Annotated in this window: 13 protein-coding genes; 2 read left to right on the top strand and 11 right to left on the bottom strand. The window is 43.4% G+C overall.

Annotation, left to right across the window (positions count from 1 at the left end):
* Positions 1-23 precede the first annotated feature (23 nt).
* From ctaG to cyoE, 6 genes are all read right to left on the bottom strand, one after another.
* Complete coding sequence (gene ctaG / locus M0696_RS08140; RefSeq protein ID WP_222142775.1) at positions 24-917, bottom strand: cytochrome c oxidase assembly factor CtaG; 894 nt, start codon at positions 915-917, stop codon at positions 24-26.
* Between the two features lie 26 nt (positions 918-943).
* Positions 944-1,276 carry a cytochrome c oxidase subunit IVB gene (ctaF, locus tag M0696_RS08135; protein WP_166853208.1) on the bottom strand — a complete coding sequence of 111 codons (333 nt, stop codon included), beginning with the start codon at positions 1,274-1,276 and terminating at the stop codon, positions 944-946.
* Between the two features lie 2 nt (positions 1,277-1,278).
* Entirely contained in the window at positions 1,279-1,902 is a 624-nt protein-coding gene (ctaE, locus tag M0696_RS08130) for a cytochrome c oxidase subunit III (RefSeq protein ID WP_003221354.1), read from the bottom strand.
* A complete protein-coding gene (gene ctaD, locus M0696_RS08125; RefSeq protein WP_222142774.1) occupies positions 1,902-3,770 on the bottom strand; it encodes a cytochrome c oxidase subunit I in 1,869 nt (622 codons plus the stop codon). Before ctaD ends, ctaE begins: the two co-directional genes overlap by 1 nt.
* Before the next feature lie 32 nt (positions 3,771-3,802).
* A complete protein-coding gene (gene coxB, locus M0696_RS08120) occupies positions 3,803-4,873 on the bottom strand; it encodes a cytochrome c oxidase subunit II (RefSeq protein ID WP_166853212.1) in 1,071 nt (356 codons plus the stop codon).
* 240 nt (positions 4,874-5,113) lie between these two features.
* The gene (gene cyoE, locus M0696_RS08115; RefSeq protein WP_003238752.1) at positions 5,114-6,031 is read right to left on the bottom strand and encodes a heme o synthase; all 918 of its coding nucleotides are present in this window, start codon (positions 6,029-6,031) and stop codon (positions 5,114-5,116) included.
* A 354-nt stretch (positions 6,032-6,385) separates the two neighbouring features.
* On the opposite strand from cyoE, the gene ctaA reads away from it, so the two are divergent.
* Positions 6,386-7,306, top strand: a complete 921-nt coding sequence (gene ctaA / locus M0696_RS08110; protein ID WP_166853214.1) for a heme A synthase CtaA — start codon at positions 6,386-6,388, stop codon at positions 7,304-7,306.
* A gap of 465 nt (positions 7,307-7,771) precedes the next feature.
* On the opposite strand, the gene pyc is transcribed toward ctaA, so the two are convergent.
* The 4 genes from pyc to glsA form a co-directional block, all read right to left on the bottom strand.
* Positions 7,772-11,218, bottom strand: coding sequence for a pyruvate carboxylase (gene pyc / locus M0696_RS08105; RefSeq protein ID WP_248602678.1), 3,447 nt, complete (start codon positions 11,216-11,218; stop codon positions 7,772-7,774).
* Positions 11,219-11,292: 74 nt separating this feature from the next.
* A complete protein-coding gene (gene ftsW, locus M0696_RS08100) occupies positions 11,293-12,504 on the bottom strand; it encodes a cell division protein FtsW (RefSeq protein WP_222142772.1) in 1,212 nt (403 codons plus the stop codon).
* 200 nt (positions 12,505-12,704) lie between these two features.
* Positions 12,705-12,986, bottom strand: a complete 282-nt coding sequence (locus M0696_RS08095; protein ID WP_003221339.1) for an Fpa/YlaN family protein — start codon at positions 12,984-12,986, stop codon at positions 12,705-12,707.
* A 97-nt stretch (positions 12,987-13,083) separates the two neighbouring features.
* A complete protein-coding gene (gene glsA / locus M0696_RS08090; protein WP_166853219.1) occupies positions 13,084-14,013 on the bottom strand; it encodes a glutaminase A in 930 nt (309 codons plus the stop codon).
* A gap of 102 nt (positions 14,014-14,115) precedes the next feature.
* Here glsA and M0696_RS08085 point away from each other — a divergent pair, with 102 nt between their 5' ends.
* Positions 14,116-14,601: a peptidyl-prolyl cis-trans isomerase gene (locus M0696_RS08085; RefSeq protein WP_166853221.1), complete on the top strand. Its 486-nt coding sequence runs from the start codon at positions 14,116-14,118 to the stop codon at positions 14,599-14,601.
* Positions 14,602-14,603: 2 nt separating this feature from the next.
* On the opposite strand, the gene M0696_RS08080 is transcribed toward M0696_RS08085, so the two are convergent.
* The gene (locus tag M0696_RS08080) at positions 14,604-15,932 is read right to left on the bottom strand and encodes a PhoH family protein (RefSeq protein WP_003221333.1); all 1,329 of its coding nucleotides are present in this window, start codon (positions 15,930-15,932) and stop codon (positions 14,604-14,606) included.
* Between the last annotated feature and the right edge of the window lie 9 nt (positions 15,933-15,941).

The raw sequence follows: 15,941 nt of genomic DNA, 5'->3' as shown, positions 1-15,941 counted from the left end.
TACAGCATTTTTCGCTGTACCTTTTATGATATCGTTTGCTGAATATACGGCGGCTCCTCCTGCCCGTCCTTTTCCCTTTCTTTCTTCACCCATTGGAAAAAGACAATCGCTAAAAAAGTGCCGTACACAATTTCCTGAATGATTTTCATCATAACTGCTCCGAGCTGCTGATCCTCTAACAAAGGCAGTGTATTTAACATCTCCGGTCCTGTTAATGGGACCTGCCCCATCATATCCGCGGGCACACATAGCTTCATCGCCTCAGCCCACGCAGACGGATCTGTATAGGTGGCATATAACGGCGCGCCACTGAACATGATCAGCGCACAAGCAGGTGTGAGCAGCATACCGTCCGCCATAATATATCCCAGCTTCATCAAGCCGCTGAGCTGCCGAAGACGCTTGACCTTATGAACAAGCGGCCACCACATCAAAAACGCAAGTACAAAGATAAGCCAAGTCGTTAATGTATGGTAAAACGGATCCGTTTTGACAGTATCAAATATAAATGGAACGTGATATAAAGAAAAAATGCCGTTAAACAAAAGCAAAGCAATTAAAGGTGTCGTAAAAAATGAAAAAACCGGTTTAATAGCAGGCCTGAAAATGATTTTCTCCCAGAGCCATGCAGGAATTCCCGCGATCAATAAAGGCGGGACGACCAAATACAGGACAGCCATTTGCACCATATGCGCGCTGAACATAATATGTCCAAGTAAATCTACCGGACTCCCCTCGGCTGCATACAAAAACAGCATCGCCGATAGAAAGCACACCATTTCTTTACCCGTTATTCGATTTGGTTTTGAAGACATTCGCCTGTAAAAATAGAGATAAAGCACTGTAATGCCCAACAGGATACAAAAAAGATAAGGGCTCCACATCGCGCGAAACCCAAACACGTCTAACTGATTCATCTTTTCACCTCCGGCAGCTGTTCAAATTACCACCATATAATTGTGACAAACGCAAGCACAGTGATGAAAGCGACAAACATGCCTGAATACAAAAACATTGCCGGTGCCTCATGCCCTTTTTGATTCATATGCATGAAATAATACAGCTGGAAAATGACTTGAATTGCAGCAAGCAAAATAATGAAAGGAATCGTAAACCAGCTGCCTACACCGTCCGTTGCCACTGTCAGGAATGCAACAATCGTAAGACCGATCATTAAACCAAATGACAGAACCTGATATTTCATCTCCTGAGCGTGCTTCTTTTTCTTAAATTCAAGGTCGCTGTTGATATGCCCTTTGTTTTTTTTACCGACCATGTTTATCCCACCATCCCCATTAAATATACAACGGTAAAGATGAAGACCCACACGACATCAATAAAGTGCCAATAAAGACTGGCAACATAAAACTTAGGCGCCGTATACAGGTTCAGCCCTCTCTTGGCATTGCGAATCATCAGCGTGCTGATCCACATAAGCCCAAATGCCACGTGGGCGCCATGTGTACCGACAAGCGTGTAAAACGCGGAACCGAGCGCAGAGCTTGTGATCGTAAAGCCAAACTCATGGGTGTAATGCTTAAACTCATAGATTTCCAGTCCTAAAAAGCCAGCCCCCAATAAGATCGTAATTCCCAGCCAAAGCTGCATTTTGCCGAAAGAAAAGTTCTTCATATGGTACATCGCGTATACACTCGTTAAACTGCTCGTTAGTAGCAGCATTGTGGCGATAAACACAAGTGTTACATCGAACATTTCCGTCGTAGGCGGGTCACCTGCGTTTGAATTCCGGAGTGCAAGAAACGTTGCGAAGAGAGACGCGAACAAAACTGTCTCTCCCCCAAGAAAAAGCCAAAAGCCTAAAAATTTATTTTTCCCTTCCAGTGTTACTTTTTCGGGAGAAGCTGGAAAGGTTTCTGCGGTGAATTTTTCTTCAATTTGCATTATGCCTTCACCCCTTTATCATCGTTCGGCAGTTCCTCTTTATGAATATGATAGCCGTGGTCATCAATTACTGAGCGAAGCAGCATCGTAATAAATGTGATGCCGAGTCCGATAAAGATCACCGGCAGCCCCCAAGCGTGATCGCTTCTGTACAGCAGCCCGAACGCTGCGACAAAGAGGCCGAAGGAAATGATAAACGGAAGGATTGAGCCGTTTGGCATATGAATATCATCAACCGGTTCAGCCGGTGTCATTGATTTGTGTCCTGCCTGCTTCTCGATCCAAAACGGATCAAGCCCTCTGACAAAAGGGAGCTGTTTAAAGTTATACTCAGGTGGCGGTGAAGAAACGGTCCATTCAAGGGTACGTCCGTCCTGCCATGGATCAGCTCCGACATATTCGCCTTTTACTGATGTCCAAATGACATTGACCAGCAGAAGAATAACAGCTGCCGCCATAAAAAACGCCCCGATTGTACTGATCAGATTGCCGGTTTCAAGACCCTGGCCTGGCAAAAACGTATAAACCCGGCGCGGCATCCCCATTAAACCGACAAAATGCTGAATGAAAAACGTGAGGTGAAAGCCGATAAAAAACAATACAAATGAAATTTTCCCCATCGTCTCATGTAGAATTTTACCGAACATTTTCGGCCACCAGAAATGAACACCGGCTAAAAGGCCGAATACCACGCCGCCAATAATGACATAGTGGAAGTGTGCCACCACAAAATACGTATCATGGAACTGATAATCAGCTGCCGCTGCTGCCAGCATGACTCCCGTCACACCGCCGAGTACGAAGGACGGAATAAATGAGACGGCATACAGCATCGCTGTCGTATACTTTACATTTCCTCCCCAGATCGTCAAAAGCCAGTTAAAAATCTTAATCCCGGTCGGTATCGCGATAGCCATTGTGGCAACCGCAAAAATCGCATTTGCAATCGGGCCGAGTCCTGTCGTAAACATGTGATGCACCCAAACCATAAAGCCCAGAAAGCCAATGAGTACGATGGCAAAAACCATTGATGAGTACCCAAACAAACGCTTTCTGGCAAACACAGGGATGACCTCTGAAAAAATACCGAATGCAGGCAAAATTAAGATATAAACCTCCGGATGGCCAAAGATCCAAAATAAATGCTCCCAAATGACCGTATTCCCGCCAAGCTCCGGATTAAAGAAATTGGTGCCGAACAGCCGATCCAGCATCATCAGTGCCAATCCGACCGTAAGCGGCGGAAATGCAAACAAAATCAATGCCGAAGCCACAAATGTCGTCCATGTAAACAAAGGCAGCCTCATGTATGTCATGCCCGGAGCCCTCATGTTGATAATCGTGGCCAAAAAGTTAATCCCGGCTATCAGCGTCCCGAGCCCCGATATTTGCAGTCCGAGGACGAAAAAGTCTATGCCGTGCCCTTCAGAATGAAGCGAAAGTGAGGCGTATGACGTCCAGCCCGCGTCTGGCGCCCCTCCCAAAAACCAGCTTAGATTTAAGAAAATGCCCCCGAAAAAGAAGAGCCAAAAACCGAGCGAGTTTAAAAATGGAAACGAAACGTCGCGAGCCCCAATCTGCAAAGGCACGACCGCATTCATCAAGGCAAATAAGAGCGGCATCGCAGCCAGAAAGATCATTGTCGTCCCATGCATTGTCATTACTTCATTGTACGCTTGGGCACTGAGAAAAGCATTTTCAGGTTTTGCAAGCTGAATTCTGATAAACATCGCTTCAATTCCCCCGACAAGAAAGAAGAATCCCCCGGCGATTAAGTAAAGAATTGCGATTTTTTTATGGTCCACCGTCGTCAAATAATCCCAAAGTATAGATCCGCGCGTCCGTTTTTCTGTAAGCGCATTCAACATATGTGACCTCCCCCAATATCTCCCTTTCTTCCCTACTTGCTTTCCGTTTTTAAGCCTTTTAAGTATTCATAAAGCGCATCTGTTTCACTGTCTGAGAGCTTCGGATATGTTCCTGTCATTTTGTTACCCGGTTTTATGCTCTCAGGATCCTTCAGCCAAGCCTTCACATTTTCTTCATTGGCGTCTTTCACCCCTGCCACTTTCGCCCTTTCACCGAAGGTCGCTAAGTTAGGTGCCGTTCTTGCTGCTTCTGCACGTTTATCATTCGGCTCTACCGCATGGCAGCTCAGACAGTTCTTCTCTTTAAACAGTTCTTCGCCCTGCTTAGCCAAATCACTCTCTGTTGTAGACTTATAGTTTTTCATTTCTTTTGTCCAGCCCTGGAATTCTTTTGCAGACATCGTCTTTACCTTAAAATCCATCAGCGCGTGTGAAGGGCCGCAAAGCTCTGCACACTTCCCAAAAAACATATCTCCTGCCTCTTTGCTTCGTTTTGAATCAAATGTCAGGAAAAACTTATTTTCATTATCCGTATTCGTATCTAGTTTTCCTCCAACCGAAGGAATCCAGAAGGAATGTTTTACATCTGAAGCTTTTAAATTAAAATATACCCGCTGGTCTGTCGGCACAATCAGCTCCTGGCTTGTGATAATGCCGTAATCAGGATATTCAAACTCCCACCAATATAAATTTGCCCGGACATTGACTACAAGCGTATCCTCAGCTTTGCGGCTTTTCTTATCCATTGGTGATGTATCTGCTAGCTCAAGCGTATATAATACGACAGGGATCACAAGAATAATGAGCAGCAAAATCGGGATCACGGTCCATGTGATTTCTAAAAATTTGTTCCCCTCTACCTGTTTCGGTATCGTGTTCTCACCGACCCGTGATCTTCTGAATCTCACAATCACATAAAAGAAGATAACAGATACTACTGCAACAACAACCACCATAATCAATGTGCTGAGCACTGTCAGGTCATACTGTTTATCAGCCACCTCGCCAGCAGGCTTGAGCGTGGATAAAAAAGGTTTTCCACATCCGCTTAATAGAAGCGGCACTAAGGCTAATAATAAAATAAGACGCCAATGCTTTACCATTTCACCCAACCCCTTTTCTGGTCAATACAAAGGCGGAAAGCAGATTCGAAATCCATCGCAATCCAGCCTATCATCAATAAAGCACTTACATTTCCTCTTCTCTTAAATTATGAGTGTTTTTACTCAAAATGCCATCTATGTATAAAAGTAAAGCCGCCTGATTAAACAAGAGGTCAAGGCGGCATTTACTAGTTGTCATCGTTTATTTTGAAGTAATAAAACAAGCAACGTATCTATTTTTTAGAAAAGAGTTAAGACAACCATGGCAACGAAATAGATTGTCATGTAGTTAAGCGAGTAAACGAACATCTGCGTTGCCCACTTCATGATATTCTTGGAGCGGAAGCCCATCAAGCCGAGAATCAGCCAGCCGATATTTAACAGCAAGCCGAGGATGACAATCGGAAGGCCAAGGCTTCCAAGGAAAAACGGAAGCGGCATCAGGCACGCAACCCACACAATAATTTGTCTTTTTGTCACTTCAAACCCGTATACAACAGGAAGCATCGGAATATTTGCAGCTCTGTAATCCTCCGTTTTCTTAATAGCCAATGCTAAGAAATGAGGAATCTGCCAAATAAATAAAATCATGAATAATACCCATGCTACGACACCGATATTTCCTTCCACTGCCGTCCATCCAATAAGCGGCGGCACTGCACCGGAAACACTTCCTACTACTGTGTTAATCGTATAGCGGCGTTTCGTCCACATCGTGTACAGTACAACATACGTAAAGACTCCGATAAAACCGATAACAGCAGCCATTACAGTTGTCATTAGCAGCATGATCAATCCTAAAGCAACCAGCAAAATTCCAGACCATAACGCCTGATTCGGCTGAATTTTACCTGTAACCGTCGGTCTTACTTTCGTGCGCTCCATAAGATGGTCAATGTCCCGGTCATACCAGTTATTGATCGCGCAGGAGCCCGCAATAATCAGAGAAGACCCGATTAATGTAAGAAGAACGGTGTTTATATTGCCTAAAAAACTCAAACCGGAAATATGCAGTGCAAGCCACATTCCAGTAAAAGTCGTGATGAGATTAGAATTAACGATCCCTATTTTAATAAGGGACAGAAAATCTTTCCATGCCGTTGTTTCTTCAATTTGTCCGTCTATAGCTGTATCATTTAAGATTCTGGAGTTAGCCATAACGTAAACCTCCCTTACAAACCTAACGCAGGAGAATAAAAAACCTGCAACTCTATCATACAAGATAACATCTTGTAAAAAAACATCCTATTAAATATTAAACGACAAACCGGAATTTATTTGTGAACTTTTTATGAATTTTTACCAAAGATGAAGGCAATCACCAAATCGGCAGTGCGTTTACCTTATTTCTATCAGACCCGGCATGAATAATCAAGTGTACATTTTACGGAAGCCGTCATTCTATTATATTTTTGTGAACAAAAGGCTCTAAGAATTGCCACAAAACACATATTCGCTTACACTTGGAACGTATATAAAATCGCAGCAGTATGTTAAGAAGGTGAATATTGTATGAATAAAGCATTAAAAGCTCTCGGTGTTCTGACAACATTTGTCATGCTTATTGTTTTAATCGGGGGAGCTCTCGTTACAAAAACAGGTTCCGGCCAAGGCTGCGGAAGACAATGGCCTTTGTGTCACGGCCGTTTTTTCCCTGAAATGAATCCGGCTTCAATTATTGAATGGAGCCACCGATTCGCAAGCGGGATCTCTATTATCCTAGTGTTAAGCCTTGCGTTTTGGTCATGGAGAAAAATCACGCCAATTTTCCGTGAAACAACGTTTCTCGCGATCATGTCTATTATCTTTTTATTTTTACAGGCACTGCTTGGCGCATTGGCTGTCGTATTCGGTTCAAACGCGCTGATTATGGCGCTTCACTTTGGCATCTCACTGATTTCTTTTGCTTCAGTGCTCATTTTGACATTGCTCATATTTGAAGCGGATAAATCAGTTAGAAAACTGGTTAAACCGCTTCAAATCGGCAAAAAAATGCAGTTTCACATGATAGGAATTTTAATATATTCCTATATCGTTGTGTATACAGGCGCATATGTAAGACATACTGAATCAAGTCTGGCATGTCCTGATGTGCCGCTATGCAGTCCGCTGAACAATGGACTTCCGACTCAATTCCATGAATGGGTGCAAATGGGCCATAGAACAGCAGCATTGCTCTTGTTTGTATGGGTTATTGTGGCCGCTGTTCATGCTATTACTTCCTATAAAGATCAAAAGCAGATCTTTTGGGGATGGATCTCATGTCTTATTTTTATCACATTACAGGCGCTTTCCGGTATTATGATCGTTTACTCTGAACTGGCTCTGGGCTTTGCACTTGCCCACTCGTTCTTTATTGCTTGCCTGTTTGGCGTTCTGTGCTACTTCTTGTTATTAATTGCACGCTTCCGTTATGAATCAAGACAATCATAATAACTTTAGACCAAAGCTACCTGCGCTTTGGTCTTTTTTTATGTCATGTTTTTTGCAGTTTCATACGTTTCAAAGGCCACCCTTCGCTGAACTTAATGATCAATGAGCGGCTCGCTGCGCTCCGTATTTTTTGTCATCATGATTAAATTCATATGAATCCATCACAGCCTGCGAAACATAAGTATTGCTTCATGATAAAAAGGTACAGATAGAGCCTTTTGCCATGCTTCATACAAAAAACAGATAGGCCTTAATAAAATATTTATGGCTCATATCATACTACAAAACATCTGAAAGATCGGCAGCAGATCAGCCTGTTTTTGTTTTGAATACGAAATAATTGTTATAGTGCTGTATTGTCTTAAAGCCTTAGATCTCTTCTAGACCATACAATCACAAATTTCATTTACCTTCCTTTCGCATAAAAAACAAGAGTGTATATCAAATGATATACACTCCGGTTTATTATGCTTTTTCAATTTCGAGAAGCAGATCACCCGTTTGGATCGGCTCGCCATTTTTCACATGAACCTGCTTGATTGTTCCTGAGAAAGGCGCCTGAACCGTTGTTTCCATTTTCATCGCTTCATTGATCATCAAATGATCACCTTTATTGACTTTTGTACCTGCTTCAGTCAATACCTTAATAACCGTTCCCGGCATGGAGGCTGCAATGTGGCTTGGGTTTGTCCGATCCGCTTTTAGCCTTTCCTGAACAGAAGACTTAATGCTTTCATCTTTGATGACGACCTCACGTGGCTGCCCGTTCAGTTCGAAATAAATGACGCGAGTGGCATCAGGCTGAGGCTCACCGATTGAAATCAGCTTAACGATCAGCGTTTTTCCGCGCTCAATTTCCACTTCTATTTCTTCACCTAATGTCATGCCATAGAAGAATGTCGGCGTATCTAAGACCGAAATGTCTCCATAGCTTTCTGCCGTTTTCACATAATCAGAGAAGACTTTAGGATAAAGGGCATACGCCACAGCATCTTGATCTGAAATCTCCAAGTTATGCTGCTCTTTAAATTCCTGTTTGATCGCTTCAAAGGATACTGGCTCAAGCAGTTCTCCCGGTCTGACCGTAATCGGCTCCTGTCCTTTTAAGATCAGCTTTTGTAATTTTTCCGGGAATCCGCCATGAGCCTGGCCGATGTTTCCTTTGAAAAGCTCGACGACAGAATCAGGGAAATCTAATTGTTCGCCTTTTTCGTAAACGTCCTTTTCAGTCAGATTGTTTTGCACCATGTAGAGCGCCATATCTCCGACTACTTTAGAGGAAGGCGTGACCTTCACGATGTCGCCGAACATATCGTTGACGCGTCTGTACATTTCTTTGACTTCATTCCAGCGGTCGCCTAGGCCTACTCCCTTCGCCTGCTGCTGCAGGTTGCTGTATTGGCCTCCAGGCATTTCATGCTCATAAATTTCAGTATGCGGAGACTTCATTCCGCTTTCAAATTCGTTATAGTATTTACGAACTGACTCCCAATATTGGGACAGCATTTCAACGTTTTGGACATTCATTTCCGGACGGCGGGCGTTCCCTTCCATCGCATGATAAAAACCGCTCGCGCTTGGCTGAGACGTTAATCCCGCCATTGAGCTGACCGCCACGTCTATGATATCAACGCCAGCTTCAACTGCCTTCGCATACATATAAATACCGTTGCCGCTCGTATCATGCGTATGAAGGTGAACCGGAATGTCGATCGTCTCTTTCAAAGCAGAAACGAGTTCATATGCAGCCTGCGGTTTTAACAGCCCTGCCATATCTTTAATTCCAAGAATATGGGCTCCGGCAGCCTCAAGCTCCTTCGCCATCGACGTATAATAAGCAAGATCATATTTCGTGCGGTTCTTGTCAAGGATATCTCCTGTATAACAAATCGCAGCTTCAGCCACTTTGCCGGTATCCCGAACGGCATCAATGGCTAATGTCATCCCTTTTACCCAGTTTAAGCTGTCGAAAATACGGAACACATCAATACCGGATTGAGCAGATTGCTTCACAAATTCTTTAATCACATTATCCGGATAATTCGTATAGCCGACCGCGTTTGATGAGCGAAGCAGCATTTGGAATAAGGTATTCGGCACTTCTTTGCGAAGGTCCTCCAAACGCTTCCACGGATCTTCTTTCAGGAATCGGTAGGCTACATCGAAGGTCGCGCCTCCCCACATTTCCATACTGAATAGCTCCGGCCATAACACAGCCGTCGGATTCGCGATTTTTTTCAAATCATGCGATCTGAATCTCGTCGCCAATAGTGATTGGTGAGCGTCTCTGAATGTTGTATCAGTTAAAAGGACAGATTTCTGCTCCTTAACCCAATTTGCAAGCCCTTCAGCACCTTTTTCATCGAGAATTTGCTTTGTTCCTCTGGCAGGCTGCTGATCTATGTCTACTTTTACGTTTAACGGTTTGTCAAACGCCGGTTTTTCTTTTTTTCCGATCCCTGGGAAACCGTTCACTGTCACATTGCCGATGTAAGTAAGCATTTTTGTTCCGCGGTCTTTCTGTTTAGGAAAAATAAATAATTCAGGTGTTGTATCTATGAAAGACGTATCATATTGCCCTGTCAGGAATTTCTCATGCTTTGCAACGTTCTCAAGGAACGGAATGTTTGTTTTAATGCCTCTGATTCTAAACTCCTGAAGGTTTCGGACCATTTTGGCCGCCGCCTGTTCAAACGTTAAAGCCCAAGTTGAAAGCTTAACGAGAAGTGAATCATAATATGGCGTGATCACGGCGCCTTGGAAGCTGTTTCCGGTATCAAGACGAACTCCAAAACCGCCGCCTGAGCGATATGCCATGATTTTTCCTGTATCAGGCATGAAATCATTTTGCGGATCCTCAGTCGTAACCCGTGACTGAATAGCATAGCCGATTGTAGAGATGTCCTTTTGCTCAGGAATATTTACTTTTTTGCTGTGAAGGCTGTGCCCCTGGGCAACAAGGATCTGTGTTTGAACGATATCGACACCTGTAATCATTTCTGTAATCGTGTGTTCAACTTGTACGCGGGGGTTTACTTCAATAAAGTAGAACTCGTTGTTTGCAACAAGGAATTCTACCGTACCCGCGTTTATATAGTTTACATTTTTTGCAAGCGCAACTGCCGCTTCACAAATTTGGTCTCTTAATTCAGGTGACAGCGAGACACTCGGCGCCACTTCGATGACTTTTTGGTGGCGTCTTTGAACAGAACAGTCCCTCTCAAAAAGGTGGACGACATTGCCCTGCTTGTCCCCAATCACCTGAACCTCAATATGTTTCGGATTTTCAATCAATTTTTCTACATAAACTTCATCATTGCCAAAGGCTGCTTTCGCCTCTGATTTTGCACGCTCATATGCTTCTTTGACTTCGTTTTCAGATCTGACAATCCGCATACCGCGGCCGCCGCCGCCCAGTGAAGCTTTAATGATAATCGGATAACCGTTAGTCTGTCCAAATTGTTCGACTGCTTCAAGCGTTTCTGCAGGTCCGTCGCTTCCTGGAATCACAGGGATTCCAGCTTTTTCTGCCTGCTCACGCGCTTTTACTTTGTCACCAAACATATCTAGATGTTCGGACTTCGGACCAATGAACACGATACCTTCTTCTTCACATCGTTTCGCGAAATGGATATTTTCAGATAAGAAACCGTATCCCGGATGAATCGCATCGACTTTGTTTCTTTTCGCAATATCAATGATACCCTCAATATCCAGGTAAGCATCAATCGGTTTTTTCCCTTCACCGACCAGATATGCTTCATCCGCTTTGTACCGATGGTAGGAACCGGAATCTTCTTTTGAATAGACCGCAACTGTACGAATATTCAACTCGGTGCACGCCCGGAATATTCGGATTGCAATTTCTCCCCTGTTTGCTACTAATACTTTCTGTATCGATTGCTGTGACAAACTTTTCTCCCCCTTACCCGAATGGAATATAATCTATCATAGCGGAATATCCTTCCCCTGTACACACTTGTTTTTTACAGATAAACAGTTTTTTTGAGCTGTTTCTTTTTCATACCCTTCGGCGCCAAGGGCTCTCTCTTTTTCTTATTCTCTGAATATTTCACAAACATGCTGATATTTGCTAATATCCCCATACTCGCCAAGAGCAGCACTAAAGAAGAGCCCCCGTAACTGATAAATGGCAGCGTAACCCCTGTAATCGGAATTAATCCGCTGACACCGCCAAGATTAATAAACGATTGTATGGCAATCATGCTCGAAATGCCGATTGCTAGTAGACTTCCAAACGGGTCCTCGCATTTTCTGGCTATATAAAACCCTTTTATTACGACAAAGCCCAGTAGGAAAATCACAAACAATACCCCAAATATACCAAGTTCTTCGGCTATAACAGCCATAATAAAGTCAGTGTGTGATTCAGGCAGATATCCGTATTTTTGGATACTTTCACCGAGCCCTAGGCCGAAAATACCACCTGAGCCGATCGCATAATAAGAATTGATCACTTGCAAACCTGATGAATTTGCATACTTAAATGGGTCTTCAAGACTCTCAAAACGCGCTAAACGGCCTTCAGTTAAAATCTTGTCCTGATTTAAATAGATAATCGGGCTGACTAAAATGAAAACAATTCCGCCCAGCAAAACAAGCCTCGCCAGCGTCTTTCCGCTGAAGCCTGAGCACAAGATCATGCACGTCGCAATTAGGCCGATAATCATGGCAGTACCGAAATCTGGCTGCATCGCAATTAACCCGCAAATCACAAGCGTCATGACTACCGGAGGTGCTACTCCAGTTAACAGATGGTCGATATAGCTTTGTTTCTTGGCATATACAGCTGCAAGATATAAAATCACTACCAGTTTAACAAATTCCCCCGGCTGGATACTCATTCCGCCGATTTTAAACCAGCTTTGCGCGTTTCCGGCTACATGCCCGAATATAAACAGCGAGATAAGCGCAAGAACAGAAACTAGCAGTATCGCCTTCTGAAACTTTTGGTGGGCCAGTGCTTTATAAGGAAACAAAGCCATGAGAATAAAAAGAGCGCCTCCTGCAATTAAAGCAAACAGCTGCCGCATGAAGAAAAAATTACTGCTTACTCCGTATCGAGAGACAGCGGTAATCATGCTTGAGCTGTATACCATCACTAAACCGAATCCGCATAGTAAAACAATTGCGAATATCAGTGAGTAATCATAAGATTTTAGCATTTTTTTTAACATAACATCCTCTTCCCTACTTCTAACTTCCATTACCTATGGTTTTTATGTATTTATCTTTTTTATTTTACTACAATTTATCAAATGAGACGAAGAATCTCTATACGATTCGGAAGGAATGTGTAAAAAAAGACCGTCTTTAGTGTGAGAAAATTAGCGGTTATAAAAAAACCCAAACTGTTAATAAGTTTGAGTTTTATCATTTATTTACCTGTAAACGCGTCATGCAAAGCAGACAATTCGCGCTCCAATGTGTATAAAAGGTCTTTACCGTCTTTTTCATCAACCAATCCCAGGCGGACAGCGAAATCGATTTCCCTCGAAAGCCCGAACATTTGAGTATCTAAAACCTCTTCATATAGAGGACATTGAGGCATCGTTAAGTTATCCATTTGTACTCGGATCAGCTTCAAAATCTTCTCAGCGTCTACTTTTAAAAGTTCAAAAGCTTTTTGCCGATGGTCAACTATCATCTCTGAAGCCAAAAGTATCCCTCCGTTCCCCAGGCGAGTACCTAATTCTTCTATTTATCATAAAGGGTATCAGCAGAAAATGCAAGAGGATTTAAGCAGATGACATAAATTAAAAAATACTCAGCCTGTACATCTCAGACATTATTTCCAAAAGCTTTACACCTGCAATGCTGTTCCCTTTTTCGTCCAATGCCGGGCCAAAAATGCCGATTCCGAAATCATAGGGTGAAATGCCCATAATCCCTCCGGATACGCCGCTTTTTGCAGGAATTCCGACCTTAATTGCAAATTCCCCGCTTGCATTGTACATTCCGCACGTCACCATAAATGTTTTGCAAATTCTCGCGACATCTTTTGAGATGACTTGCTCCCCAGTCTCAGGGTGTCTGCCATTCAGCGCAAATACAGATCCGATTTTCGCCAAGTCCAGACTGTTCATCTCAATCGCGCATTGCTTCGTGTATAAATCCATTACCGCTTCTACATCATCCTCAAAAATGCCGTACTGCTTCATATAATAACACATTGCCCGATTAATCATTGATGTGCTGTATTCGGATTCAGCCACTTCCCGGCAGTAAGACATCTCTTGGTTGTTTGTCAGCCTTCTGATAAAAGAAAGTAAATAATCTAGTCTCTCTTTCACCGTTTTCCCTCTAATCAAGCTTGTCACTACCAAAGCCCCTGCATTGATCATTGGGTTTAACGGCTTGCTAGGATTCACTGTTTCCAGCTTGATTATTGAATTAAACGGATCACCGGTCGGCTCCTGTCCGACATAGCTGAAGACCTTATCTTTGCCGTAATCCATTAACACCAAAGCAAGCGACAGGACTTTCGATATACTTTGGAGCGTAAATGTTTTTTCTACATCACCTGCTGACAGACAAATATTATTGGAATAATAAATTGCCACTGACAGATCGTGTTTATCGGCTTTTGCCAATGCGGGAATATAGCTGGCTACCTCCCCCTTGTCCGTCACCTTTTTCGCCTCTCTCACTAAGGTTTCAAGCTCGTCATTATGCCGGCATACCATACAACCACCCTCGCTCCCTGAGCATTTCAATACACATAATTTGTACACAAAGTGACAATTCATGCGAAAACTTTTATAATTTTGAGAGAAGGGGGTTATATCATGAGCGTTATACAAGTAAAAGGCAATGTTACATATCCGATCACCATTGATCCAAGCGTATGGATTTTTGATGATCGCAAATTTTCGTTTGACCGCAAAGGGGACAGTCAAGACACACATTTACAGTCAGCCGGGGATGAATCCGATCTTGATCCTGAACGTGTCATCAGAGAGGGCCGAATTGCGCCGCCGACATTAAAAACAGAAAAACAATACGAGAAGCAAAAACTGATGAACGGCAGTTTTGCAATGAAACTTGGGAATGTGCTGAAAAATGCCGAGCCGCTCAGCTCTGCGACACAATGCGTATTTGTCACAAGTTCGGGAAAGGCCGCCGTTCCTCTTGAAACCGCTCTGAACGGTATTGTCCATTTCAGTGAGGCAGGCAAGCCGATTCAAGAAGGCGGCCCCGTTCATATTTACTTTGAAGATCCAGTTGATTACGAACAGCCGATCACCGATATAAAAGAAATCGAAATCATTTAGTATTACAGCAAGTCAGCGGCAAGCTGGGCGAGACCTGATCTCTCACCTTTTAACAGCTTCACGCTGCCTGAGATGGGTTGTCCTTTAAACCGCTCAACCACATAGGCCAAACCATTGTTCAGACTGTCTAAATATGGGTGATCAATTTGTTCAGGATCGCCCATTAAGACAATTTTACTCCCCTCACCGACTCTCGTCAGCAGTGTTTTCACCTCATGCCTGGTCAAATTTTGCGCTTCATCAATAATAATAAATTGATCTGGAATGCTTCTCCCCCTGATATAAGTCAGCGCCTCTACCTGAATTGAGCCAATACCCGCCAGAATGGCCTCAAGCTCCCCCGGTTTTTTCGCATTAAACAGAAACTCCAAGTTGTCAAAAATCGGCTGCATCCAAGGCTTTAGCTTTTCCTCTTTTTCACCCGGCAAGTACCCGATGTCTTTGCCAACAGGAACAATCGGTCTCGCCACGACCAGTTTTTTGTATATTCCTAAGTCTTCTGTCTGTAAAAGTCCCGCCGCCAATGCTAAAAGCGTCTTGCCGGTTCCCGCTTTTCCGATCAGGGTAACAAGCGGAATATCTTCACGCAGCAAAAGCTCTAATGCCATTGTCTGCTGTACATTTTTCGGTCTGATTCCCCATATATGTTCATCATCAAATACGAGTCTTTTTAATACCGTTCCGGTTTTATCTGCAATTCCGACTGCCGAGGAGGATCCTCCCAGCTCATCCTTCATTAATGCGAATTGATTGGGATAAAACGCATGCTGTTTTATATCATTTACTGAAATTTGATTTTTCCCATAAAAAGAGCTGAACAGCTGCTGGCTGATATATAAATCCTTATAGCCGCTGTACATTTCATCATTGTCCACAACCCGGTCATTTAAGAAATCTTCGGCAAGCAGTCCGATTGCGTCCGCTTTAACTCTGACAAGCACGTCCTTGCTGACGAGGATAACCGGCCTGCCATTTTCCTTTGTTTCTTCCTCGAGGCTTAAGTTTTTTGCAACGGCTAATATGCGATTATCGTTCGTCTTCTCAATAAAGATCTCTTGCAGCTGGTGAAACGAACGGTGATTCAGTTCAATTCTCAGTGTGCCGCCAGTGTGGAGCGGTACATGCTCATGCAGCCTGCCCTTTTGCCTTAGCGCATCGATCAGCTTAGATACGTGCCTTGCATTCCTCCCAACTTCGTCCATATACCGTTTTTTTGAGTCAACCTCTTCTAATACGACAGCAGGGATGACAACCTCATTTTCTTCAAAAGAAAATATCGCGTTAGGATCCTGTAATAACACATTCGTATCTAACACATAAATTTTACTCAAGTCTCAGCC

Source organism: Bacillus rugosus (assembly GCF_023238245.1).
Taxonomy (GTDB): Bacteria; Bacillota; Bacilli; order Bacillales; family Bacillaceae; genus Bacillus; species Bacillus rugosus.
This window is presented reverse-complemented; position numbering and strand designations above follow the sequence as displayed.